The 23,899-nt window shown below is 39.8% G+C and carries 24 protein-coding genes and 1 pseudogene; 15 read left to right on the forward strand and 10 right to left on the reverse strand.

Annotated elements, in window-relative coordinates; genetic code table 11:
• Positions 1-102 precede the first annotated feature (102 nt).
• Positions 103-705: a recombination mediator RecR gene (gene recR, locus A6E04_RS18115; RefSeq protein WP_012549842.1), complete on the forward strand. Its 603-nt coding sequence runs from the start codon at positions 103-105 to the stop codon at positions 703-705.
• Here recR and rrtA read toward each other — a convergent pair.
• Positions 677-1,237 (reverse strand): rhombosortase, encoded by a 561-nt coding sequence (rrtA, locus tag A6E04_RS18120; protein ID WP_012549843.1) that lies wholly within the window; start codon positions 1,235-1,237, stop codon positions 677-679. The two genes, recR and rrtA, sit on opposite strands and share 29 nt — an antisense overlap.
• 14 nt (positions 1,238-1,251) lie before the next feature.
• On the opposite strand from rrtA, the gene A6E04_RS18125 reads away from it, so the two are divergent.
• Positions 1,252-1,878 (forward strand): tRNA-uridine aminocarboxypropyltransferase, encoded by a 627-nt coding sequence (locus A6E04_RS18125; RefSeq protein ID WP_065612034.1) that lies wholly within the window; start codon positions 1,252-1,254, stop codon positions 1,876-1,878.
• A gap of 25 nt (positions 1,879-1,903) precedes the next feature.
• Here the strand turns inward: A6E04_RS18125 and A6E04_RS18130 are convergent, their stop codons facing one another.
• Positions 1,904-3,250 carry an anti-phage deoxyguanosine triphosphatase gene (locus A6E04_RS18130; RefSeq protein ID WP_065612035.1) on the reverse strand — a complete coding sequence of 449 codons (1,347 nt, stop codon included), beginning with the start codon at positions 3,248-3,250 and terminating at the stop codon, positions 1,904-1,906.
• Between the two features lie 170 nt (positions 3,251-3,420).
• Here A6E04_RS18130 and A6E04_RS18135 point away from each other — a divergent pair, with 170 nt between their 5' ends.
• Positions 3,421-4,818 (forward strand): coniferyl aldehyde dehydrogenase, encoded by a 1,398-nt coding sequence (locus tag A6E04_RS18135; RefSeq protein WP_244886294.1) that lies wholly within the window; start codon positions 3,421-3,423, stop codon positions 4,816-4,818.
• Positions 4,819-4,896: 78 nt separating this feature from the next.
• Entirely contained in the window at positions 4,897-5,781 is an 885-nt protein-coding gene (locus A6E04_RS18140; RefSeq protein WP_012549847.1) for a DMT family transporter, read from the forward strand.
• A 105-nt stretch (positions 5,782-5,886) separates the two neighbouring features.
• On the opposite strand, the gene A6E04_RS18145 is transcribed toward A6E04_RS18140, so the two are convergent.
• A complete protein-coding gene (locus A6E04_RS18145; RefSeq protein WP_023603572.1) occupies positions 5,887-7,035 on the reverse strand; it encodes an iron-containing alcohol dehydrogenase in 1,149 nt (382 codons plus the stop codon).
• Between the two features lie 196 nt (positions 7,036-7,231).
• On the opposite strand from A6E04_RS18145, the gene A6E04_RS18150 reads away from it, so the two are divergent.
• Positions 7,232-8,116 carry an AraC family transcriptional regulator gene (locus A6E04_RS18150; RefSeq protein ID WP_065612037.1) on the forward strand — a complete coding sequence of 295 codons (885 nt, stop codon included), beginning with the start codon at positions 7,232-7,234 and terminating at the stop codon, positions 8,114-8,116.
• Here A6E04_RS18150 and A6E04_RS18155 read toward each other — a convergent pair.
• A complete protein-coding gene (locus tag A6E04_RS18155) occupies positions 8,113-8,676 on the reverse strand; it encodes a TetR/AcrR family transcriptional regulator (RefSeq protein WP_023603571.1) in 564 nt (187 codons plus the stop codon). The genes A6E04_RS18150 and A6E04_RS18155 overlap by 4 nt on opposite strands.
• Before the next feature lie 111 nt (positions 8,677-8,787).
• On the opposite strand from A6E04_RS18155, the gene A6E04_RS18160 reads away from it, so the two are divergent.
• The gene (locus tag A6E04_RS18160) at positions 8,788-9,321 is read left to right on the forward strand and encodes a dihydrofolate reductase family protein (RefSeq protein ID WP_017022954.1); all 534 of its coding nucleotides are present in this window, start codon (positions 8,788-8,790) and stop codon (positions 9,319-9,321) included.
• A 21-nt stretch (positions 9,322-9,342) separates the two neighbouring features.
• Here A6E04_RS18160 and A6E04_RS18165 read toward each other — a convergent pair whose 3' ends face one another.
• A complete protein-coding gene (locus A6E04_RS18165) occupies positions 9,343-9,525 on the reverse strand; it encodes a hypothetical protein (RefSeq protein ID WP_023603569.1) in 183 nt (60 codons plus the stop codon).
• A gap of 175 nt (positions 9,526-9,700) precedes the next feature.
• Here A6E04_RS18165 and A6E04_RS18170 point away from each other — a divergent pair, with 175 nt between their 5' ends.
• On the forward strand, positions 9,701-11,443 hold the full coding sequence (locus A6E04_RS18170; protein WP_023603568.1) for an SgrR family transcriptional regulator: 1,743 nt from the start codon (positions 9,701-9,703) through the stop codon (positions 11,441-11,443).
• 56 nt (positions 11,444-11,499) lie between these two features.
• Here A6E04_RS18170 and A6E04_RS18175 read toward each other — a convergent pair whose 3' ends face one another.
• Positions 11,500-12,714 carry a pyridoxal phosphate-dependent aminotransferase gene (locus tag A6E04_RS18175; RefSeq protein WP_012549851.1) on the reverse strand — a complete coding sequence of 405 codons (1,215 nt, stop codon included), beginning with the start codon at positions 12,712-12,714 and terminating at the stop codon, positions 11,500-11,502.
• Between the two features lie 196 nt (positions 12,715-12,910).
• Positions 12,911-13,048 carry a hypothetical protein gene (locus A6E04_RS21375; RefSeq protein ID WP_023603567.1) on the reverse strand — a complete coding sequence of 46 codons (138 nt, stop codon included), beginning with the start codon at positions 13,046-13,048 and terminating at the stop codon, positions 12,911-12,913.
• On the opposite strand from A6E04_RS21375, the gene A6E04_RS18180 reads away from it, so the two are divergent.
• The 6 genes from A6E04_RS18180 to menE all read left to right on the forward strand — a co-directional run bounded on the left by A6E04_RS18180 (position 13,041) and on the right by menE (position 20,179).
• On the forward strand, positions 13,041-14,363 hold the full coding sequence (locus A6E04_RS18180; protein ID WP_017022957.1) for an isochorismate synthase: 1,323 nt from the start codon (positions 13,041-13,043) through the stop codon (positions 14,361-14,363). The genes A6E04_RS21375 and A6E04_RS18180 overlap by 8 nt on opposite strands.
• Positions 14,360-16,093 (forward strand): 2-succinyl-5-enolpyruvyl-6-hydroxy-3-cyclohexene-1-carboxylic-acid synthase, encoded by a 1,734-nt coding sequence (gene menD / locus A6E04_RS18185; protein ID WP_065612038.1) that lies wholly within the window; start codon positions 14,360-14,362, stop codon positions 16,091-16,093. Before A6E04_RS18180 ends, menD begins: the two co-directional genes overlap by 4 nt.
• Positions 16,077-16,871, forward strand: a complete 795-nt coding sequence (gene menH, locus A6E04_RS18190) for a 2-succinyl-6-hydroxy-2,4-cyclohexadiene-1-carboxylate synthase (RefSeq protein WP_065612039.1) — start codon at positions 16,077-16,079, stop codon at positions 16,869-16,871. Before menD ends, menH begins: the two co-directional genes overlap by 17 nt.
• A 4-nt stretch (positions 16,872-16,875) precedes the next feature.
• Positions 16,876-17,742 carry a 1,4-dihydroxy-2-naphthoyl-CoA synthase gene (menB, locus tag A6E04_RS18195; RefSeq protein WP_017022960.1) on the forward strand — a complete coding sequence of 289 codons (867 nt, stop codon included), beginning with the start codon at positions 16,876-16,878 and terminating at the stop codon, positions 17,740-17,742.
• 77 nt (positions 17,743-17,819) lie between these two features.
• The gene (gene menC / locus A6E04_RS18200; RefSeq protein ID WP_017022961.1) at positions 17,820-18,794 is read left to right on the forward strand and encodes an o-succinylbenzoate synthase; all 975 of its coding nucleotides are present in this window, start codon (positions 17,820-17,822) and stop codon (positions 18,792-18,794) included.
• Positions 18,782-20,179, forward strand: a complete 1,398-nt coding sequence (menE, locus tag A6E04_RS18205; protein ID WP_023603563.1) for an o-succinylbenzoate--CoA ligase — start codon at positions 18,782-18,784, stop codon at positions 20,177-20,179. Before menC ends, menE begins: the two co-directional genes overlap by 13 nt.
• A 43-nt stretch (positions 20,180-20,222) precedes the next feature.
• On the opposite strand, the pseudogene A6E04_RS18210 reads toward menE, so the two are convergent.
• Both A6E04_RS18210 and A6E04_RS18215 read right to left on the reverse strand, forming a co-directional pair.
• Positions 20,223-21,509, reverse strand: a pseudogene (locus tag A6E04_RS18210) (MFS transporter); the annotation flags it as partial.
• A 30-nt stretch (positions 21,510-21,539) separates the two neighbouring features.
• The gene (locus tag A6E04_RS18215; RefSeq protein ID WP_012549762.1) at positions 21,540-22,139 is read right to left on the reverse strand and encodes a TetR/AcrR family transcriptional regulator; all 600 of its coding nucleotides are present in this window, start codon (positions 22,137-22,139) and stop codon (positions 21,540-21,542) included.
• 225 nt (positions 22,140-22,364) lie between these two features.
• Here A6E04_RS18215 and A6E04_RS18220 point away from each other — a divergent pair, with 225 nt between their 5' ends.
• Positions 22,365-23,264, forward strand: a complete 900-nt coding sequence (locus tag A6E04_RS18220) for a Tim44 domain-containing protein (protein ID WP_023603561.1) — start codon at positions 22,365-22,367, stop codon at positions 23,262-23,264.
• A gap of 146 nt (positions 23,265-23,410) precedes the next feature.
• Positions 23,411-23,641, forward strand: coding sequence for a TIGR02647 family protein (locus A6E04_RS18225; protein WP_012549764.1), 231 nt, complete (start codon positions 23,411-23,413; stop codon positions 23,639-23,641).
• Here the strand turns inward: A6E04_RS18225 and A6E04_RS18230 are convergent, their stop codons facing one another.
• A complete protein-coding gene (locus A6E04_RS18230; RefSeq protein WP_017022965.1) occupies positions 23,642-23,893 on the reverse strand; it encodes a YkgJ family cysteine cluster protein in 252 nt (83 codons plus the stop codon).
• Positions 23,894-23,899 lie beyond the last annotated feature (6 nt).

Raw genomic sequence — 23,899 nt, forward strand, 5'->3', positions numbered from 1 at the left:
TTTATCTTAATTGATAAAAACTAAGATGAATAACGCATTATTTATCTTAGGGTAATTAGGCGGCTCATAGCTGCCTTTTTCTATTTAGGAATATAAGAAATTATGCGAACCAGTGGTTTATTAGAACAATTAATGGAATCGTTACGATGCCTTCCCGGTGTTGGACCAAAATCAGCCCAGCGAATGGCATTTCATCTTCTACAGCGTAATCGACAAGGTGGTATGCAATTAGCCGATGCACTTTCTCGTGCCATGTCTGAAATTGGGCATTGTTCAGAGTGTCGAACGTTTACCGAAGAAGACACGTGTGCAATTTGTCTTAATCCTAAGCGTCAAATGAACGGTGAGCTGTGTATTGTTGAAAGCCCTGCCGATATCGTTGCTGTGGAAGCCACGGGACAATTCTCAGGTCGCTATTTTGTATTGATGGGGCATTTATCCCCATTAGACGGTATTGGCCCAAGTGATATTGGACTGGATTTACTTGACCACCGCTTAGGGCGTGGGGACATTAAAGAAGTCATTCTTGCCACAAACCCAACGGTGGAAGGTGAAGCTACGGCGCACTACATTGCGGAGATATGCCAAGAGCATCACGTGTCTGCAAGTCGTATTGCTCACGGTGTGCCAATGGGAGGTGAGTTAGAGTTAGTTGACGGTACTACGTTGTCTCATTCTATTTTGGGTCGTCAGAAGCTTTATTAGCCACTAAAAAGACACACAATTGGAGCATTCCACCACTGAGTGCTCCAAATAAATGAGCGTCTGTTGCGACACTGGCGTTAATTAGGGAAATCGTGGATGCGCTTGCTCCAAATAGTTGCTCCCAACCTATTTTAGCGAGAACGCCCAGTAAGAGAAGCCAACCAGTATAACGTTTGTGCTTAATGTCTTCGATGGCAGCCCAAACAAAGAGCCCATGTAATACGCCAGATAAACCTACGTAGCGCTCAATTGGTGAGAGAAGTAAAAGTGAACCAACCATAACACTGAGGGCAAGCAATAATCCCCACAGTTTCTTTGTATTTAGATAATCTTTAAAGATGACGCTAAAAATACACAGTGCGGCACTGTTCATCAATAAATGGGGGAGGTTAGTGTGTGTAAAGTTACCTGTAACAAGCCGCCAAAGCTCACCATTGATGATTAAACTCTTATCCCATACAAGATAACCAGAAATTACGTTTAGTTGAGCTAGAGCAAGCACAGCTAAAATAGGTAATAGTAATTTAATCAAACAAAAGGTCCTCTGTGATTCGATTTTGCCTGCAATGCTTAAAAACAAAAAAAGCCTGTATTTGTGAGTGGATAACACCAATCACAACGGATGTTGAATTAATCATACTACAGCATCCAACAGAAGCTAAGCGCCCATTAGGTACCGCGAAAATATTGTCGTTAAGTCTGGCAAATTGTCGTACGTTTATTGGTGAAAACTTTACCGAGCATAACGAGTTAAATCAATTGTTAGCACAAGATGACTATCTTCATCAGGTGCTCTTTCTCGATAGTGAAAGTAAGGAAATTAACGGAAAAAAGATAGATTCAGATCAGAAACAACGGATTATCTTATTGGATGGTACGTGGAAAAAAGCGTATAAAATGTGGCAATTATCGACCAATTTACATGGACTTCCAAAAGTTCATTTGGATACCGAGTTATCAGGTAATTATCGAGTGCGTAAGGCACCTAAAGATAATGCGTTATCAACCGCGGAAGCGGGATACCATGTTTTGAGTCAATTGGATTTAGACGGTTCGATTGTGGAAGATGGAGATAAGTTCGATTCAATTTTGATTGCGTTCGATAACATGATCGAATTTCATATTAGTCAAATGCCTGAAGGGGTTTACCAAAAGAACTACCGTTCAGAGTAGTTCTTTTGGTGGTATCAACAGATCGTTAAATTGGCACAAAGAGTTGATTATATAAACGCTGCGCATAACCGTCAGTCATACCAGCGATATAGTCGGCAATGATCCGGTGGTGGTTTGTGCCACTTTCTTTTGCTTCACGCCATTCTCTTTTATCATTTTCGGGTAATAGACGCTCTGGATCTGAATTCAGTGCGTCAAAAATTTCCATTACAATTTGTTGGCCTTTATATTCAATACGTTGCATTTCAGAATTATGAATTACGTATTGACCGACAAATTTCTTAAGAATGTCTAGAGCGTAGCTCATTGATGGGCTTAGATAAGCATTCCATTTTAGTAATTCTGATTCGAATGATTGCTCTTCTTCAAAGGTGCTTTTTTGGATGGTAATGGACGTTAATAACGCATTAACCATGCCGCCGATGCCGTCTTTACGTTGATATTGCAGGCCTGAAAACAGCTTATCTCCAATGTTATTTATATGCGCTTCAAACCACTCATCCCCACATTCAGCAAGTTTGCTTGCGACTGATTCTTGCCATTGGTTACGAGTCACTATACCCATGACTATCGCGTCTTCAAGATCATGAATGCCATAAGCAATGTCATCGGCTAGTTCCATGATTGAGCAATCAATGGATTTGAAACGGGTTTTTTTATGTACTTTGTCATTTTCTTTTTGAAAGCGAAAAGTAGAGAATAACGCTTTATCGGCTTCAGATAATGGGGCGGTTATCCAATGTAGAATGTCCTCATCATCACGATAAATTCCTTTAGGCGGATGCCATTCAATGGATTTTAAGTGACGTAAATTAGTCACATCATCCGGTCTGTATTTAGAATGAACTTGGTCAAGAAAAGCAGGGTATTTTAATACACCCATTAATGTTCTTCTTGCTAGGTTCATTCCGAAATGTTCGGTATAAGGTTCTAATTTACTCAAAATACGCAGAGTTTGTCCGTTGCCTTCAAAGCCGCCATGATTACGCATCATGTAATTTAGCGCGATTTCCCCACCGTGGCCAAAAGGCGGATGACCAATATCATGAGCGAGACAAATACTCTCCATCAAACTGGTTGAGGTTAATAAATGACGAAACTCTGGTTGCCTCAATTTCAATTGAGCCACAATACCGGTCCCAATTTGAGAGACTTCTAAAGAATGAGTAAGGCGAGTGCGATAAAAGTCATTTGCGCTGCCGGGGCCATGGACTTGAGTTTTTGCTTGCAGGCGACGAAAGGCAGCCGAGTGGAGAATACGAGCGCGATCTCGTTGAAAAACGCTGCGTTGATCATTACGACGTAACTTTTGTTCGTTACTGATGCGGTCTTCCCAATGGGGAGAAAGGGTAATATCTATCGTTTTATTCATTATTATTGTTCTCGAATTAATTATTACCCTGTGATCATTACAGACTTGGCATAAAAAGATCAATCAGTTATTTGAGAAATAGAAGCATCACATAATTGAACATTATTGTTATTTAGTCGTTTAGATACCTTGCTATAATCATGTTCTATCTGTTGAATGGAATAAGAAAAATGGATGATGTAGTTAAGTTAAAATCAGAGTTTACGCAATTTCAAGACGCTTACCAACGTAATCCTTATCCAATAAAAGAGGAGAGGTTGGGCCATTTATCGACATTGAAAGCCGCATTACTGGCAGAGCAAGTTGCGGTCATTGACGCGTTAACCGCAGATTATGGGTTTCGTAGCAAATTTGATTCGACGATTTGTGATGTTATGCCAACCATTCAACACATCAATTACACCGTAAAACGTGTACCAAAATGGCTTAAACCTGAAAAACGCAAAGCGGGATTATTGCTGTCACCATCAACGCTATCGATTACTTATCAGCCGCTTGGGGTTGTTGGTATTATTGTGCCGTGGAACTTTCCTATATTTTTAAGTATAGCGCCTATTGTGACGGCATTAGCGGCGGGTAATCGAGTGATGGTAAAGCTAAGTGAATATACACCAGAAACAAATCAGGTATTGCGTCGTGTATTTTCATCATTGACTGAACATATTTGCGTCATCGAAGGGGACGGAAATATAGCCGCTGAATTTTCTCAATTACCCTTTAACCATTTATTATTTACAGGCTCAACTCAAATAGGAAAGTTAGTTGCGAGTTCGGCGGCTAAGAACTTAACCCCTGTGACTCTTGAGCTTGGAGGAAAATCTCCTGTAATCATTGCTGATGATGCTGAAATAAGTACCGCTGTAGATGCCATTATGCTCGGTAAATCGATTAATGCAGGGCAGATATGTGTTGCGCCTGATTATGTCTTTATTCCGAAAGACAAAGTAGATGCGTTTATTCAGCGTTATTCGCAGCGTTTTCTACAGGCATTTCCTGAGAAAAAAGGAAAAAGAGAATACAGTCATATTATTAATCAGACTCAGTATGATCGGTTAACTCATTACAGCCAAGACGCTCAAAATAAAGGGGCAACAATTATTTCTATTGGTGAATCAAGTAATGACCAAGGACGATTATTTTTACCGCAACTGATGACGAACGTCAGTGATGAGATGTTGGTGATGCAAGAAGAGATTTTTGGTCCTATTTTACCTATCATTGGTTACGATAACGTAGATGAAGCGATCACTTATATTCAAGCGCACCCTCGTCCGCTAGCGTTATATATCATGTCGAACGATAAAGAGATGATTCAGAATATAATAAAACAGACTCACAGTGGTGGGGTCGCCGTGAATGATACTATGATGCATGTGGCAGCAGATGATGCGCCTTTTGGTGGTATTGGTGATTCTGGTTTAGGGAGTTATCACGGTATTGAAGGCTTTAAAACCTTTTCTCATGCGAAGACAACCTTACAAACACCTAAATGGCTCCCTCGTTCAAGATTGCTATTAAAGCATAAAAAATGGATGCTGAAATTACTGAGCATCAAATTCATAAAATAGCCTGCGTTATTATAGGTTGGCAAAGGAGGGGATAGGTCGTATGATCTGATTCCCTTTTTTATCACGAATCGTTTATTTATGTCTCAACATCAACCAGTCCAAGGGGCATCTTGGATGTTAACTGCGGGCCTTGCCTTTGCTATCGTTAACAGTATTGCCCAATATTTAAGCATTAATTTTGGATTGCCTTCAACCATGGTTGCTTTGGTGCAATATGCGATTGCTTTAGTGGTTATTTTGCCTTATTTACGCACATTAGGGATCCGAAATTCACTAAGAACTGAATACTTTGGTATGCATGTTATACGTGTCTCTCTCGCTGTTGTTGGTATTCAATTGTGGCTATGGGCATTAGCCTACCCAGTGCCTATTTGGCAGGGTATTGCACTGTTAATGACATCCCCATTATTTGCGACGATAGGTTCAGGGCTTATTTTAAAAGAGAAAGTAGGTGTCGCTCGTTGGTGTGCAACATTAGCAGGCTTTGTTGGTGCAATGATCATTCTTGAACCGTGGGCTGATGATTTTACATGGGCAACATTATTACCCGTTGGAGCTGCGTTTTTTTGGGCGTGCTATTCATTAATGGTAAAGAAAATGTCATCAAAAGATTCACCATCAACCATGGTGGTGTATTTGCTGATATTGATCACGCCGTTTAATATTTTATTAGCGTTACCTGAATGGCAAGTACCTAGTGATATGACGATGTGGATGTTGTTATTTGGTGCTGGTGTCATGACGGCGTTGGCACAATGGGCTATTGTAAAAGCATATTCAGCGGCAGATGCGTCTTTTGTACAGCCTTTTGACCATGCCAAATTACCATTAAATGTCTTGGCCGGTTGGATGGTTTTTGGATGGGCTCCTCCGGGACGTTTATGGCTAGGTGCTGCGATTATTATTGCATCGGTAGCCTTTATTACGCAGTGGGAACGTAAGAAACAGACCGTAATTAAATAACATAAATACATTTGCTGACGTTAACAATGAGAAAAGCCGATTCAACTAACCGTATTGTTAAGTTGAACAGGCTTTTTTATGTTGATGCTAAGTCAGTTGTAAAAACTACTTCACCGCATCTTCAAGAATTGCACGAGATACATCAAGAGTAATTGCTTGGTTCTCACCTAAAGCAACCATGCCATGAGTTTCAAGTTGTTTGATGATGGTATCAATTGCTGATGCTTTATCATCACCGTGCTCTGTTAACTCAGTTGGTGAGTTTAGGCTATGGTAGAAGGTTTCAATTGCAATAATTGTACGTTCTGCTAAATCATCAGACGCTTCTAGGCCAAATACGTTTTTACCCATTTGCTCTAATTTTGCTCGTTTCGCTTCAATTTGGTTACGAAGTAAAGACGGTTGAATGATAGAAAGAGAACGAGCGTGATCAACGTGATACAGAGCCGTTAGTTCATGACCGATCATGTGTGTTGCCCAGTCATGTGGAACACCAGAACCAATTAAGCCGTTTAATGCTTGGTTAGCTGTCCACATTAGGTTTGAACGCCACTCGTTATTATCACGGTTATCGTATTGAGCGCCAAGAGTCAGTAGGTTACGAAGTAAGGTTTCAGCATAACCGTCTTGAACCATTGCACCGATTGGCATTGTTAGGTATTGCTCACAAGTATGAACCCATGCATCGACTAATCCATTGATTAATTGACGTTCAGGTAGCGTCTTCATTGAATCAGGATCAAGTACCGCAAATTTAGGCTGTACTGCTGCTGCCATGAAAGGCAGTTTTGTTTGAGTTGATTTTTGTGTAATAACTGAACCAGAGTTAGATTCAGAACCTGTCGCTGGTAGCGTTAGAATAGCACCCAGTGGAATTGCTTCTGTCACGGTGTGCTTACCGATCAGAATATCCCAACCATTGCCATCGTATTTTGCTGCAGCGGCAACGTATTTAGAACCGTCGATAACTGAACCACCACCAACCGCCAGAATGTAATCAATCTTTTCTGCTTTTGCGATAGCAACGGCGTTATCTAATGTCTCAACCGTTGGGTTAGGCTCAACGCCTGAAAACTCAATCCAAGAGTGGTCAGCTAAAGCGGCAACAACTTGGTCGTAAACGCCATTGTTCTTGATAGAGCCGCCGCCATAAATGACTAATACTTTTTTATCTTGTGGGATAGATGTTGCGATGGCAGCGATTTGACCTTGGCCAAAATGAATTTGGGTAGGATTAACATAAGAAAATTTCATTGCTGTACCTCATTGGTTCCAAAAGAAGAATGCCCTGTTTTTTACAAAGCTTATTATTTCAATAAGTGCATATTAGTCTTGAACTGTAACTTTAGAAAGGTGAATTACTGTATTTTTATTGCCTATTTCTACAATTGGCTGTATTTTTTAAAACAGAAGTAAATAGATGTGATCATAGTCTAATAAAGGAAAAATGATGGAATCTCTTGGTGATTTAATGCAAAGTTATGCCGACAGCTATGGTTTTAATGATCTTGAAGGGATCAGGGAAACGGCAGTACCCGGAGTGTGGTTTTATCGCAGTAGCAAAGGGAATCAACGGCAACCATTTGTTTACCAATCAGGGATTATTGTTATGGGGCGAGGGCATAAGCACATACATATCGGTAATCAACCTGTTCATTATGGTCCTGATGATTATTTGGTTGTTGGTGTCCCAATGCCATTAGAGTGTGAAGCCTTTCCAGAAAAAGGTGAACCATTATTGGGATTAAGTATTGATGTTGATTCGGCCTTATTGCATCGATTAGTGAGTGAATTAGAAAATGCCAAGTTTCAGGTTTCAGCGCATTCTGAGCAAGACGGCTTTGGATTAATATCGGTTAAAATGGCTGATGATATGCTTGAGAGTTGTAAGCGTTTAATGCTCGCTTTACACAGTGATTTAGATACTCAAATGCTCGGAGAGTCATTACTTACTGAGATTGTTTATCGAGTGCTTACTGGTCCAGAAGGACACGTATTATTTAACCTTGCTCATCATGACAGTCAATATGCTCGTGTAGCAAAAGCCTTAAATAAAGTGCACCAATCTTACGCTGATGGGCTTACGGTTCAGAATTTGGCTGAAGAAGCGAACATGAGTGTTTCTGCGTTTCATTCGGCATTCCGAAAAGTGACACTAGAGTCACCATTGCAGTATTTAAAGAAAGTCCGTTTGAATAAAGCGAAAGAGCTTATTCAATTGGAAGGTCGAAGAGTAAATGATGCTGCTCACCTTGTAGGTTATACCAGTACATCTCAATTTAGCCGTGAGTTTAAGCGTCATTTTAATATGACGCCTAAAGGGGTAATTGCTTAGTTTGAGTGCTTAAGGGCGACACAATAGAAATGCAGTGGCCCTTTTATATATTCTGTAATATTGATTAGTTCTGCTTGGTTGCAGTTTAATGCAAGTGCAAATCCGTGTAAGTAATCAGCCAGTAGATCGAGCGCATTTTTCTTTGCTTCATCGCTTAAGTTTAATTTTCGGATGACGGCATTGAAGCGCTCGGTAAATACCGCCGCAGGGCTGTGAGACGACATAGAAAGCAGGGTTTCAAGTAGGCCTGGGTAAGTCTGAAGTAATGCTAAGTAACTGGCACATAATAGATTTAGCTCATTCTCCCAATCCTCTTTACTGTCAGGTTGATATATATCTTCAATTAATGATGTTGTGATGGTTTCAAGTAAGGCATTTTTATTGCTGAAATAATAATAGATTGCCATCGCGTCGACATTCAAATGTAAAGCCAACTTACGAATACTGGGGACTTTCCCATCTTCTTTCATCAAACTCTTTGCCATATTCATAATTGAATCTTGGCTAAGATGCTTATTTGAACCACTAGGTCTTCCGCGCTTTTTCTCCTTGACAGACATCGAATCCTCTCGTTAAACTAATCTTTAATTTCTACAGTGTAGAATAATTATATAGAAAGAAATATATAAAGCCAAGTGAAGATCATAAACGAATAAAATTCGGAGCCTACAATGTCAAACAGCGTATTTATAGCAACAAGTTTAGATGGATATATTGCAGATAAGAATGGCGGTATTGATTGGTTACATACAATACCAAATCCAGATCAAAATTCGATGGGGTATGTAGAACATTTTGACCGTATTGATGCAATGGTGATGGGACGAAATACGCTTGATATGGTATTAAGTTTTGGTGTCGATTGGCCGTATTCCAAACCTGTTTTTGTATTAAGCAATACAATGACCTCCGTCCCTGTTGGTTACGAAGATAAAATTTTTTTAGTTAAAGGCCCATTAAAAGAGGTTCTTAAAGGTATCAATGAGCAAGGATTTGAACATTTATACATTGATGGTGGTGTGACGATTCAAAGCTTCTTAAAAGAAGATCTGATTGATGAAATGATCATTACCACTATTCCGGTACTTTTAGGTGGTGGATCGCCACTGTTTGGTGATTTAAACGCTCCCTTAAATTTCAAATTCGTGAAGAATGAGATTTTTCTTAATGCCATCGTTCAGAATCATTTTGTGCGAGAGCGTTGAGTTATTTTTTTAATCATTAATTTAGTCCTGAAGATCCTTATTTTTGTTATTTAATTCTTCACTACTTATTTCTGTATGGCAGAGATTGAGCAGTGAAGTCATATATAAGATAGCTTCCACTTCAATCCAATTTGTTGTCATGATTAATTTTGATTGGTAATAATCTTTTAGTGCTGTCGTATGTATTGTTGGTAATAATTTCATAATTGAACCTAATATTGTTATTGAAGAAACAAATTATTTCAAATTATAAGGAAGCAAAAAAGAGAGTTTATTTATTAATTTACTTCCTTTTAATGCGTTTTTTGGCTGTTATTTCGCTCAAGTTTGGTATGTTTGCTTTAAATGAGGAAGTTTATTCGATAAGGTAGGTGATGTTTTGGTTGAAGATAAATTAGCTCTTTATTATTTTAGAATCGTGAAGTTAGGTGTTAGAACTGAGATTTCGATTACATTAAATGAGGTAGCCGATCTTGTTTTTACTAGCGCAAGGCATTGTCGTACTATTTTAAAAGAGATGAGTAGTTTGGGATGGCTAGAGTGGCGACCTAAAGTTGGTCGGAATCAACGCTCTATTCTTTACTTAAATTATCACGCTGACGAGTTACAATCAGAACTCGCTAAAATAATGATTTCTAATGGTAAGTATGAAAAAGCTCTTTCTTTAATCAATAATGATCGAGCTTTATTTGGTTCATTACTTCAAAACACATCTGGTGTGGTTCGACGTGAAGGTCAGCTGCATATTCAGCTTACTTACCGCCGCTCTTTTTCTGCATTATTGCCACATCGGTCATTAAGAAATAGTGAGCGTTTTCTTTTACGACAGGTTTACTGTTGTTTAACCGAATGTGATAGCAATGGCAAACTCTCTTCTCAACTCGCACATCATTGGGTTTACGATGGTGAATTGTATCAATGGCGTTTTTATCTACGTCCGAATCTATCCTTTCACGATGGAAGTGTAATTACCGCTGAATGTATTGTTGAATTATTTCAAAAGTTAAAAATCTTGTCAGAATATCAACATGAATTGGCGCATGTTGTTGCTATATCCGCTACCAATTCACACTGTATTCAGTTTCAATTAGACCAACCCGATCTTGGCTTTGCGGGATTACTTGCAGATGCTCGTTATTCTATTCAACCAGTTTCTCAACTATTTTCCTTAAAAGGAATTGTTGGTAGTGGTGCATTTCAAGTAGAAGAGCATTCAGAAACACGATTACAATTGCAGGCATTTGACCGATATTATGGATGTAGAGCATTGGCTGATAGCGTCACTATATGGAAGGTGATGAGAGATTCATTAGGTAAAATAGGAATGCAAAGTGGCGAAGCCGATGTAGATAAAGAGGCTACTTGCACTCATTATCTTGAAAAGAATGAAGATAATAAAAAAGTTGAAAATAATGAAATAAAAACACGAATTGAAGATGGATGTTTACTTGCACTTTTTAACCATAATTCAGGCTTATCACTATTACAGCGTAAATATTTAAGCCAGATCTTAGCACCAGATAAATTGCAGGAACAATTCATTCAGTCTAAAGGTAAAATAGAAGCAGTACCGGCGTATAATTTACTTCAAAACTGGATGACAACAATTCATTCGCCTTCGGAAAAACAGGAATTACCTAAGATACTGACGATTGCCGTATTTGATCATCAAGCTTTGTTTCGATGTGCGAGTATCATTAAGGAAGTATTAAATCAAAGTGGCGTTAAGTGTCAGATTAATAGTTATGCATTTGATGATTTTTACCAAAGGGCGAGAGAGAAGACACTTCTTGAAGACATCATCTTAACTAGCTTAGATTTAGATGATAACAGGCCTACATCAGTATATCGTTGGCTTTTATCAAATCCAATTTTACATCAAAGTCTTTCTACTGATATTCAGGAATGGTTGAAAGCAGAGTTAATAAATATTAGGAACGGGAGTGAGTTAACGGATTACTTAGGTAAATTAGAATCTGTCGCTTCAAGTATGATTAGTGATTACAGGTTATTACCTTTATTTCATCATCGGCAGACTCTCCGTTTTCAGGGAGTGCTTAAAGGCGTGTCTATTACTGGGTGGGGTTGGCCTGCAATTCAAGATGTTTGGACTGAAGATTAATTAGCATAAAAAAGGTCTGCAATTATGCAGACCTTCGTTTGTTTAGTACGTATTTATTATTGCTTATAAGTATGTAAGAAACGCTCTAAGCGTCCGATCGCAACTTCTAAGTCATCTACGCGAGGCAGTGTAACGATACGGAAGTGATCAGGTGTTGGCCAGTTAAAACCGGTACCTTGAACGAGTAATACTTTTTCTTTGATCAAGAAATCCAGTACGAATTTCTGGTCATCTTTAATTTTGTACATCTTCGGATCAAGTTTAGGGAACAAGTACATTGCGCCCTTTGGCTTAACACAACTCACGCCTGGAATTTGTGTGATTAATTCATACGCTTTATCACGTTGCTCCAATAAACGGCCACCCGGAAGCAGAAGTTCATTAATACTTTGATAACCACCCAATGCGGTTTGAATAGCATGCTGCATTGGTACGTTGGCACATAAGCGCATTGAAGCCAACATATCAAGACCTGCAATATACCCTTGAGCATGATCTTTAGGGCCATTCAAGAACATCCAGCCACCACGGAAACCACAAACACGATAAGCTTTAGATAAACCGTTAAATGTTACGGTAAGTAAATCGGGTGCTAGTGTCGCCAATGTCGTGTGAATTGCGCCGTCATAAAGAACTTTGTCATAAATTTCATCAGCAAAAATGATCAAATTGTTTTGACGAGCAATTTCGACTATTTGCAATAAGAAGTCACGGCTGTATACCGCACCTGTTGGATTGTTTGGGTTAATTAATACAATCCCTTTGGTGTTCGGTGTGATTTTCTTTTTGATGTCGTCAAGATCTGGGTACCAATCAGCACCTTCATCACATAAGTAATGAACAGGATTACCACCAGATAACGATACTGCCGCAGTCCATAAAGGATAGTCAGGTGCAGGAACCAGCATTTCGTCGCCATTGTTAAGCAACGCTTGCATTGCCATTACGATTAATTCAGAAGCCCCGTTACCGATGTACACATCTTCTACGTCAAGATCTAATAAACCACGACGTTGATAGTGTTGTACAACCGCTTTACGCGCTGAATAAATGCCTTTTGAGTCACCGTAACCTTGTGAGGTTGGTAGGTTTTTAATTACATCAACAAGGATTTCTTCAGGGGCGTCAAAACCAAACTGGGCGGGATTCCCAATGTTTAGTTTAAGAATTTTCTGCCCTTCTTCTTCCATTCTTTTAGCATGTTTAAGAACAGGACCGCGAATGTCGTAGCATACACTGCTAAGTTTTGATGACATTGCAATATTTTGCATGGTTTAACCTTGTTGATATAAAAAACGATATAAGCCCAAATTACACTATTTCTTATAGACTGAGAAACAATTTTTAGAAAAAAATCGTGTAAAAATGGCTCTTGCAGTATTTACGTCTGGAGGGTGAGGATAATTTAGATTGATTTAGCCTTCACAAAGAGACACATTTTGATACCAGTTTTATTTTTTAGACATACTATTGATGTGAATTATTTTTTATTTGCTGCACTTTTGCTAGAATCACTACATCTAACAAGGAAATAGCAAGCAATTCGGCTTGTGTATAACGGTGCCATGATGGCTGAAAACGATCAGGAGAGGTTAATTTGTCCACTTTTCAAGATGCCATTGAATCGATTCGTCATCAAATAGCACAAGCAACATCATCTCATACCATTTGTATTGACTTAGATTGGGCGGTTGGTGATCAACTTATTGATTGGCTTGAAGCGCAACCGATTTACCCTAAGTTTTATTGGCAATCTCGTGATGGTGAAGAAGAAGTTGCGGTGTTAGGCCAAGTGAAGACTTTTACTGACCCAAAGGCGGCGCAACAAATATTAGCGCCTCAACAACGAGTGTGGGGTGGGCGATCGTTTGATGGACGCACTGAGCGAAACCGTCGTTGTATGTCTTCTTTTTTCTTTTTGCCTAAAGTTGAAATTACGCGTTTAAAATCATCGTGGCATTTCATGGTCAATTTGTCAGATGATAATTCTCGTTTATTGTCAACGTTAGATAAGTTAAGTGAGCAATTTACGTCATTATCTGAATTGCATTGTCGTGTTCAACAACGTATCAATACGCCTGAAAAAGAAGATTGGTCAAACATGGTCAATAAAGCGTTGACTGCCATCTCAAATAAGAAATTTGAAAAGGTGGTATTAGCACGAAAAACAACACTAACGCTTGACCAACCGTTGTCGTCTGCACAATTTTTAAAAGCGAGTCGTAAAGCCAATAGCCACAGTTTTCATTTTATGATGGCGTTGGATAGCGAACATTGTTTTATCGGTTCAACCCCTGAGCGTTTATATGTTCGTAATGGGTATGCGTTAAAAACAGAAGCGTTAGCGGGAACCATTGGTCGTGGTCATGATGAAGAAGAAGATGATCAACTTGCATCATGGTTAATCTCTGACAAGAAAAACCAATATGAAAACCGTCTTGTAGTGGATGATATTGTTAATCGCTTATCTAAATTCAGTCTTTCAATGAAGGTAGCTGAAAAATCTGAGCTGGTTAAATTACGTAAAGTTCAACATTTAAAACGTCCAATTTCAGCTGAAATTAATCAAGAATGCAGTGATTCTCAATTGCTTGATAATTTACAGCCAACAGCGGCTATTGCGGGGTTACCTCGCATGTCTGCATTGGACTTTATTATTGATAACGAACCTTTTGCTCGTGGTTGGTACAGTGGTGCCGTTGGTTTTTTAAGCCAACAACGCAGTGAGTTTTGTGTCGCGATCCGAAGCGCATTGGTTATGGGCAATAAACTTCATCTTTTTGCTGGTGCAGGTATCGTTCCTGGTTCAGAGCCAAGCAGTGAATGGGATGAATTAGATAGAAAGACATCAACGTTATGCACCTTATTAGAATCTGATATTACAATGAATCCAGAAATTACGGAGTCGCAAGTCGCATGATGCAACCAGAGCAACAAGTTATGCTAAACCAAGTTTGGGCTGAATTAATTATTGAAGAATTGGTTCGAAATGGAGTAAAGCATGTTTGTATTGCTCCGGGATCTCGCTCAACACCATTAACTCTTGCTGCCTCAGAGCATGAGAACTTATCGATTCATACGCATTTTGATGAGCGTGGATTAGGGTTTTTAGCCTTAGGTATTGCGAAAGCTTCGCTGCAACCTGTTGCTGTTATTGTGACTTCGGGTACCGCCGTAGCCAATTTATTGCCTTCAGTGGTTGAATCTGGATTAACCAAAGAAAAACTTATTCTCTTAACGGCAGACCGTCCTGTTGAATTGATCGATTGCGGAGCCAATCAAGCCATTAATCAACATAATATTTTCTCTTCTCATGTGTGCCATTCTCTTTCTTTACCTTCTCCTAGTTTGAATGTACCTGCTCAATGGGTATTAAGTCGTTTGGATCAAGCTTGCTTTACTCAGAAAGAGCAAGGCGGGGCGATTCATGTGAACTGTCCTTTTCCTGAACCTTTTTATGGCAAAAAAGACGAAACCCTTTTACTCGCGTATTTAGCGCCGATTCAAGCGTGGAAAACAACAACGCTTCCTTATGTCGAACAATTAACGCCAAACTATGATGTCGCTGTATCTCCTCAGTGGATGCAAGTCGCTCAAAAGAAAGGGGTCGTGATCATCGGCAAAGTGACGTTAGTTGAGGCGCAAGCGGCTGCAGAACTAGGTCGAGAGTTAGGTTGGCCTGTTTTGTCTGATCCTCAATCTGGTTATTGTTCTGAATGGGCTCATTATGATTTATGGATGCAAAACCAAAACTGTTTAGCGTTATTGGGTGATGTAGAGTGCGTGCTTCAATTTGGTGCGCGTTTGGTATCAAAGCGTCTTAGTGCGTGGTTATCTATGTACGATCAACAGTATTGGATAGTGGATACACATCCCGAGTTACTTGATTCAACGTTCCGTCAGCATACTCGTTATCATGCCTCTATTATTGATTGGTGTACGGCACACACAGAACGCTTACAAGGAAGAGATTGTTACTTTGATCATGCCCCATTAACGCAATGGAGTGAGTCATTAAAAGTGGCCTCTCAAAATATCTTGGCGCTTACGTGCTCAATGGTTTGTCATACTGAGACATTATCTGAATTAAGTTTCGCACTGACGGTTGGCCAAAAGGTAAATCACTGTGACTGGTTTATTGGTAACAGTTTAATTGTTCGTTTATTAGATATGGTTGGTGAGATTAATCAGCAACCCGTTTATACCAACCGTGGTGCTTCTGGTATTGATGGGTTAATGGCAACAGCAATGGGGGTTCATCTTTCGAATCAGAGCCCTTTATTGTGCTTAGTGGGTGATACGTCATTACTTTATGATTTGAATTCATTAGCATTATTAAAACAAGCGACACAACCGATTGTTGTCGTCGTTTTAAATAATGATGGTGGTGGTATTTTTGATTTACTGCCTGTTAATGAAAAGAAAAAAGATGATTTCTATCGTATGCCTCATCATTTAGAATTTAGCCACGCGGCTGCCATGTTTGGGTTGACCTACCATAAGCCCGAAACTTTAAGCTGTGCAATATCCATGATCAATGACGGTTTAAAAAGCGGTGTTCACTTAGTTGAAATTAATACACCGTCAGGTCAAGCAGGCGAAGAATTAACACGATTATTCCAAACCATTCAACATGCCACTTTATTCTAAATTGATTGAACCCATAGAAAGCACTACACAACCTTGCGTGGTGTTTTTACATGGACTATTGGGCTCAACAAAAGAGTGGGATCAGATAGCTTCCGTCATTGCTCAATCACACCCTGTATTATTAATTGATCTTCCTGGGCACGGTAAAAGTCAGTCGGTGGAATTGGAAGAGTCAACCGGATTTGAACAAGCATGCCAGCTTATTATTGAGCAGTGCCACAGTTCTCCGTATCAAGAGTTTGTGCTTGTCGGTTACTCTTTAGGAGGGCGTTTGGCGATGTATCTGAGTGCTTTTTTTCAGCTTCCTAATGACATAACCCTCCGAGGTTTGTGCGTTGAAGGAGGGAACTTTGGTTTAATCTCAAAAGAAGAAAAGCACATTCGTTGGCAAAATGACACGATGTGGGCAGAACGATTTGAACAACAACCGATTGCTGATGTTTTAGACAATTGGTACCAACAAAAGGTATTTTCTTCACTAAACCCTGAGCAAAGACAAGTTTTAGTGGTAAAGAGAAGTGATAATCTTGGACTCTCGATTGGAATGATGTTGAGATCAACCTCACTGGCTAAGCAACCATATTTGCTTAACGAGCTGCATCGTTGCACCATCCCTACGCTTTATATTTGCGGTGAAGCAGATCAAAAATTTCAACACTTGGCTGAGCAAAGTCAATTAACGTATCAAATCATTGCTCAGGCTGGTCATAACGCTCATGTGGAACAGCCCGAACGCTTTACACATGTACTTAATACATTCTTACAACAATGGACATAACCCCATGGCAAGAACTGTTGGCATTTCAGAAGAAGAACTTTACGCTCCAGTAAATTGGACAGATTGCACTGCGCAATATGAAGACATTCAATATCATAAATCTGCAGATGGCATTGCAAAAATTACGATTGCACGTCCGCAAGTACGTAACGCATTCCGTCCTGGTACGGTTAAAGAGATGATGGATGCGCTAGCAGATGCTCGCTATGACGAGAAAGTTGGCGTTATTATTCTAACGGGGTTAGGCGAAGAGGCTTTCTGTTCTGGTGGTGATCAGAAGATCCGTGGCGATTACGGTGGTTATCGTGATGACAGTGGCACACACCACTTAAACGTATTGGATTTCCAACGTCAAATTCGTACGTGTCCAAAACCAGTGATTGCTGCGGTTGCAGGCTACGCTGTTGGTGGTGGTCATGTTCTTCATATGATGTGTGATTTAACTATCGCAGCAGAGAACGCTCAATTTGGTCAAACAGGCCCTAAAGTCGGTTCTTTTGATGGCGGTTGGGGTGCATCTTACATGGCTCGTATCGTAGGCCAGAAAAAAGCCCGAGAGATTTGGTTCTTATGTCGTTTCTATGATGCTCAAGAAGCACTAGACATGGGTTTAGTAAACACCGTCGTCCCTGTTGCTGATTTAGAGAAAGAAACGGTTCGCTGGTGTCGTGAGACGCTACAACATAGTCCAATGGCATTACGTTGTCTAAAAGCAGCATTAAATGCAGATTGTGATGGTCAAGCCGGTCTTCAAGAACTTGCTGGTAATGCAACAATGATGTTCTACATGACTGAAGAAGGTCAAGAAGGTCGTAACGCATTTAATGAAAAGCGCCGCCCTGATTTCGATAAATTCCCTCGTAATCCATAAGCGACACTATCACTTATTTTGATAAGTTTGAGAGGCTCTCTGAGTCTCTTTTTTCTTTTTATTGGTTGGAGTAACAAATGAAAACAGCCAAGATATATCAATATCAACTCCCTATGGACAGTGGAGTGATTCTTCGTGAGCAACGTCTTCAACAAAGAGATGGGTTGATCATTGAATTAAGTGATGGAAAACACACAGCAAAAGGTGAAATTGCGCCTTTACCTGAATTTAGCCAAGAAAATTTAGAACAAGCACGTGAAGATCTAATCTCATTAACTCAAGCGTGGTTAAATGATGAAGTTCTGGATGTGGATGCCAATTGTCCCTCTGTTGCTTTTGGTTTTAGCATGGCATTACTTGAGCTTGAAAATAATCTACCTGAAGTTGGTAATTATCAAGCAGCTCCTTTGTGTTCTGGTGATCCAGACGATTTAGTGGTGAAGCTAAATGAGATGAGCGGTAAGAAAGTCGCGAAAATTAAAGTTGGAATGTATGAAGCGATTCGTGATGGAATGGTTGCGAATATGTTTTTAGAGTTGATCCCCGATCTCTCTTTGCGTCTTGATGCTAATCGCGGTTGGACTCCTAAAAAAGCAGAGCAATTTGCGAATTATGTTAGCCCGCAATACCGTTCTCGCATTGAGTTTTTAGAAGAGCCTTGTCATAGCCCAGAAGAAAGTCTTGAATTTTCTAAAGCGACGGGAATTGCCATTGCGTGGGATGAAACCGTACGTGATGAAGGTTTTGAAGTGAAAGCTCAAGATGGCGTGGCGGCAATCGTAATTAAACCGACGCTAGTTGGCTCTGTCGGTAAATGTATTGAACTTGTTGAGCAGGCACACCAATTAGGAATGCAAGCCGTGATCAGTTCAAGTATTGAATCAAGTTTAGCGCTAACACAACTTGCACGACTTGCTGCTTGGAAAACACCGAATACGATCCCTGGTTTAGATACCATCGATTTATTTAAAATGCAGTTAGACACACCGTGGCCTCATTGTGAGTTACCGATGCAAGCGCTGTCCGATCTCGAGGTGATATGGGTAAGTTAATTACGCCTGAATTTACAACTTGGCCGTGGGTTAAGTGGAGTGAAACACGCGAGCTTGAAATCGCATTACGAGATGGTGATACGATCTGGACATGGGCTGAAGTATCGACTCAAATAAATCGCTACGCGAACGGATTACTCCAGCAAGGTGTTAAACGTGACGAAGTCGTTGTCGGTATTTCTAAGAACTGCATTGAATTAGTCTGGTTGCAACTTGCTTGTGTCCGTATCGGAGCACGTTTTGCAAGTATTAATCCCAAAAAACCAGAGTGCGAACTTCATCAGTTAGTTACGAGTATTTCTGCGAGTTATATTTGGTTTGGTAAAGACCAAAAAACAATCTCGGGAACGTGGCATCATTTACAATTGATTAATGCTGAATATGGCGTCATAGCAGCCACTTGGCAGTTGGGTCGGTTAGCCACATTGACCTTTACTTCTGGGTCGACTGGCTTACCAAAAGCCGTTGCACACAGTGCGAATAATCATTTACATTCTGCGGCAGGCTTACTTAGTTGGATGGATTTTGATGTATGCGATTCGTGGTTATTATCGTTACCACTATTTCATGTATCTGGTCTTGCGATTGTGTGGCGTTGGCTACTCTCCGGTGCAACATTAGTCATGCCGACATCGAACGGACTTCTTCATGATTTATCTAGTGTCACTCATGCGTCATTAGTGCCAACACAGCTAGCTCAAATCTTGGCGGACGACCAAGTATCCCGTTTAGCCTTAAAGCGCGTATTGTTAGGGGGAGCCGTTATCCCTCCTGAACTAACGGACGCGGCTGAATTGCAAGGTATTGAATGCTGGTTAGGCTATGGTATGACAGAGATGGGTTCTACTGTTACCGCTAAGCGAGCGGATGGTCATACTGGCGTTGGAAATGTCCTCCCTTATCGAGAGATTAAAATTGATCATGGTGAGGTTTTAGTTCGAGGCGAAACGTTAGCACTTGGCTATTATCGTTCATCTGGCATCATCGATATTGCTGAAGACGATGGCTGGTTTAAAACAAAAGATTTAGGTGATGTTTCTACGGGTGAGCTGCATATTAAAGGACGTGCTGATAACATGTTTATTTCTGGAGGGGAGAATATACACCCTGAAAAAATTGAACAAGCGTTATTATTGCATCCAATGATTGAGCAAGTGATTGTCGTTGAAAGCGTGGATGAACAATTTGGTTATCGACCTGTTGCCGCTGTCGTTACTACATCAGAAATTAAGGAAGAAGAGCTTACTTATTTCTTATCTGACAAACTTACCTCGTATGAATTGCCTATTCGTTATGAATTAATGCCTGAGTCGTTACTCAATACGGGCATTAAAATATCTCGACAAAAAGTAAGAGAGTGGGTGAACGATTTATTACCCGCATAAATAAATTATCAGGGTGTGCATTTTATTAAAGATATCGTGCTTTAATAAATCGAGATACACGCCCTGAAAATCGGTAAAAAAGATACACGGTTACGCATAAATTCATTGCTGATAATAATCCAAAAAACTGCGGTATTGATAAATTTACGACAGAAAGCATTATAATTCCGAGAAGGGCACTGCCTACCATGAACAGGGCATTATAAATGTTATTTGCAGCAATAATTTGAGAACGATACTTTGGTTGTGGGTAGGTTTGAATCATGACATAAAGTGGAACAATAAATATCCCACCAGACACGCCGAGTAAAAACAAACTGATGAAAACAGGCAATAAATCCAAGTTAGATAATAATTGAATAAAACCTATAGCATCAACGGGTGCGGTTGGGGTCATGACATAAAGGATTGAGCCAAATACAGAGATACCTAAACTGCCTAATGGAATTATCCCCAATTCAATTTTATGCTTTGAAATCACATCGCAAGCTAATGATCCTATCGCAATACCAATAGAAAAAAGAGCTAATAACACGGTTACCGTTGTTGCATTGCCATTCAAATGTAAATGGGTGTAATTTGGGAATTGAGTAAGGTAGCTTGCGCCTAAAAACCAGAACCAACTTATTCCCATAATTGCTAAAAATACCACAGGGTTACGTTTGGCTATTTGAATTGTGTGTTTTGTTTGCTTAACTGGACGCCATTGGAAGTTAAGCGTTGGGTTCATGGCTTTGGCGTAAGGAATCGAACGGCTCGTTAAATAGCCTAAGATAGCCAAGAGTACGACAGCGGCGGCGGCGATATAGTGAGCATATTCTTGTGATGCAATAAACCCCGCACCAATGGTCCCAAACAAAATAGCGAGAAAGGTGCCTGTTTCTACTAATGCATTCCCAGAGACTAATTCTTCTTTTTTTAATTGTTGAGGGAGTAGTGCGTATTTTACTGGCCCAAAAAAGGCGGATTGTGTGCCCATTAAAAACAATAAGATTAACAGTAGAGTGTAGTTTTGCAGAATAAAGGCAACAGCTCCCAATAACATAATACCAATTTCGGCCAATTTTACTTTACGGATAAACGCTGATTTTTCATATTTGTCGGCTAAAATTCCGGCAGGTGCGGAGAATAGAAAAAAAGGAAGAATAAATAAACCAGCGGCTAAATTTATAAATAAATTGGATGAGATAGGCAAAGAATCGGCACTGGCAAAAGCTACAAATAATAAAAGGGTATTTTTATAAATATTGTCGTTAAATGCACCTAAAGCTTGAGTCATGAAATATGGAAAAAATCGACGCTGAGTAAGTAGTTGCGCTTGCTTCGCCATAAAAATCCTTTTAGTAACTCAAAAATTAAACTAGCTGATCTTCCATTGATTAATGTAATTATCAAATAAGTTATCGATTAATTGGTGCCCATCAAATGGTAAGCCGGAGAAAAATAAATCATCAACACTTAATTGTGTAATTCCGTGAACGCTTGCCCAAATAACACGACTGGTTACGACTATATCACCATCACTCTTTGAGGGGTTAATGGTTCGAATAATACTTTCTAGCATTGTCATTATTTGATTGATGCGGTCTTCTTGCCATTCCGGTAATAATTCACCATTCATATTATGCTCAAAGATTAGCTGCCAGCGATTAGGGTGTTGTTTTGCAAAGTCGTAATAGCAGTAAGCAATGGCTTTTAATGCTTCTTCTGATGTTGTGCTATTTTCTATACCTAATGCGATTCGTTGCATCAGTTCATCAAGTGTTTGGGCAATGGAGCGAAGCAGTAATAAATTGTAACTACCAAAAATATTGACGAGCGTGCTAGGGACATAACCAATGCTTTTGGCTAATTTTCTTAAACTGAGTTCGTGATGTGAGTGTTCTTCAAGATACAACTTCACATTATTTAATGCCATTTCACGTATTTCTTGATGAGAATGGTCATTTCTGCGAGCCATAATAACCTTTAATGAGTAATGTTGAACAATGTTCTTAATTCTAAATGTAATTGGTGATTCTTCAAGTAAGAGTTTTATCAATTAGGGCGGAAAGCACAATGTTGAGAATCAAACTAATATCGTTTTAACACTCTGAAACATACTCATCCATATTAAAGCTCCCAATGTGCAGCGATGCAGGCTATTATCGGATCAAATTATTTTAATAGAGTAAAGGAAGAGATAATGAAACGTCTTTTATCTGTTGCTGCCCTTATGTTTGTTTTTGTTTTTGCTGCTCCTCATGCAGAGGCAAAGAAATTTGGTGGTGGTAAATCATTTGGTAAGAGCTTTAAAACAGCCCCTGCACCAAAACAAAAACAACAAAATACCAACACAATTGGTAAGCAAGATACCGCTAAAGGAGCATCAAGTAAGAAAGGCCTTATGGGCGGATTACTTGGCGGCCTTCTTGTCGGTGGCCTTCTAGCATCAATGTTTGGCGGCGGCGGCTTTGAAGGTATCCAATTTATGGATATCATTATTATGGCTGGTGTTGCATTTGTTTTATTCAAACTTTTCCGTATGTTTATGGCGTCCAAAGCCGGAAGCATAAATCAGAGGCAAGGGGCCGCCTACGCAGGCCCACAAGCGTCTCATGATGAAAAGCCGAGTTTCCGTGATAACCAACAGTATTTCCAAGGCGATCAAGCTCAACCACAAACACAAGCAACAGGTGGTTTTGGTTCGATTGGTTCTGATGAAGTGCCGCATAACTACCCACCGGGTTTTGATTTGCAAGGTTTCATCAATGGTTCTCGTGAGCACTACCGTATTTTACAAGGTGCATGGAACCATAACCAACTTGAAACTATTCAAGAGTACGTATCAATCAGTCTTTACAATGATTTGGTTCAAGAACGTGCAAACCTTGAAGGTGAGCAACATACTGACGTTATGTTTGTTGATGCAGAAGTTGTTCGTGCTGAGCACAATGCAAGCAGTGCACAATTAAGCCTACAGTTCTCAGGACGTTACCGTGATTCAGTGGAAGGTCTTGAAGAAGACATCACTGATGTTTGGCATTTAGAGCGCGATCTTACGCAGCCTAATGCACCATGGTTAATCATCGGTATTCAAGCTTAAGTGCTTTAGATACAAGAAAGTTGATTAAAAAATATCCTCATAGAGAGTAATCCTATGGGGATTTTTTATAGGTGTGATCTAGCTCTGTTTTAATCTTTGAAAGACAGTCTATGCTGAAATCAGTTAATAAATAAGAGAGATTATATATGCCATTTAATAAAGATATTATTGAAGAAATGAACCTTCTCAAGCAATTCCCACTAGAAAGCACTCAAGCGGGTTTAAAAGTTCATTCAGACGCAGCACCCGAAGCAATCGAAGCAATGAAGCGTCTTTTCACGAAAGGATTGGTAACACAAAATGATGGTGGTTATTTAACAGCCCACGGTACTGAAGTCTCAGAGCAAGTACAAAACGTTATTCGCGTATTATCGTAATTAAAGCGTCATTGATTCTAATTCAGTGATCGTTTGCAATGCTTGTTCTGAGGTTGAACCACACACGTCAGGGCAAGCTTTAAATTGGTGACACACCTTTGGGCGTTCAGCCTGACCAAATAGCTTACACAGATTCTCATCGTTCAATTGAACACAACGTACACCTGCAGGTTTCCCATTTGGCATTCCAGGAATAAATGAAGTAATACTTGGGGCAATACAGCAGGCACCGCAATATAATCTACATTCCATACATCA

The organism is Aliivibrio logei (genome assembly GCF_001691055.1).
GTDB classification, from domain to species: domain Bacteria; phylum Pseudomonadota; class Gammaproteobacteria; order Enterobacterales; family Vibrionaceae; genus Aliivibrio; species Aliivibrio salmonicida.

Coding starts and splice junctions, on each gene's coding strand:
- A6E04_RS18175 (WP_012549851.1), bottom strand. CDS start 12,714: ATGCAAAATATTGCAATGTCATCAAAACTTAGCAGTGTATGCTACGAC.
- A6E04_RS18230 (WP_017022965.1), bottom strand. CDS start 23,893: ATGGAATGTAGATTATATTGCGGTGCCTGCTGTATTGCCCCAAGTATT.
- A6E04_RS18215 (WP_012549762.1), bottom strand. CDS start 22,139: ATGGCTCGCAGAAATGACCATTCTCATCAAGAAATACGTGAAATGGCA.
- recR (WP_012549842.1), top strand. CDS start 103: ATGCGAACCAGTGGTTTATTAGAACAATTAATGGAATCGTTACGATGC.
- A6E04_RS18220 (WP_023603561.1), top strand. CDS start 22,365: ATGAAACGTCTTTTATCTGTTGCTGCCCTTATGTTTGTTTTTGTTTTT.
- menE (WP_023603563.1), top strand. CDS start 18,782: ATGGGTAAGTTAATTACGCCTGAATTTACAACTTGGCCGTGGGTTAAG.
- A6E04_RS18165 (WP_023603569.1), bottom strand. CDS start 9,525: ATGAAATTATTACCAACAATACATACGACAGCACTAAAAGATTATTAC.
- A6E04_RS18155 (WP_023603571.1), bottom strand. CDS start 8,676: ATGTCTGTCAAGGAGAAAAAGCGCGGAAGACCTAGTGGTTCAAATAAG.
- menD (WP_065612038.1), top strand. CDS start 14,360: ATGATGCAACCAGAGCAACAAGTTATGCTAAACCAAGTTTGGGCTGAA.
- A6E04_RS18145 (WP_023603572.1), bottom strand. CDS start 7,035: ATGAAATTTTCTTATGTTAATCCTACCCAAATTCATTTTGGCCAAGGT.
- A6E04_RS18225 (WP_012549764.1), top strand. CDS start 23,411: ATGCCATTTAATAAAGATATTATTGAAGAAATGAACCTTCTCAAGCAA.
- A6E04_RS18135 (WP_244886294.1), top strand. CDS start 3,421: ATGGATGATGTAGTTAAGTTAAAATCAGAGTTTACGCAATTTCAAGAC.
- A6E04_RS18140 (WP_012549847.1), top strand. CDS start 4,897: ATGTCTCAACATCAACCAGTCCAAGGGGCATCTTGGATGTTAACTGCG.
- A6E04_RS18160 (WP_017022954.1), top strand. CDS start 8,788: ATGTCAAACAGCGTATTTATAGCAACAAGTTTAGATGGATATATTGCA.
- menH (WP_065612039.1), top strand. CDS start 16,077: ATGCCACTTTATTCTAAATTGATTGAACCCATAGAAAGCACTACACAA.
- A6E04_RS18130 (WP_065612035.1), bottom strand. CDS start 3,250: ATGAATAAAACGATAGATATTACCCTTTCTCCCCATTGGGAAGACCGC.
- menC (WP_017022961.1), top strand. CDS start 17,820: ATGAAAACAGCCAAGATATATCAATATCAACTCCCTATGGACAGTGGA.
- A6E04_RS18150 (WP_065612037.1), top strand. CDS start 7,232: ATGGAATCTCTTGGTGATTTAATGCAAAGTTATGCCGACAGCTATGGT.
- menB (WP_017022960.1), top strand. CDS start 16,876: ATGGCAAGAACTGTTGGCATTTCAGAAGAAGAACTTTACGCTCCAGTA.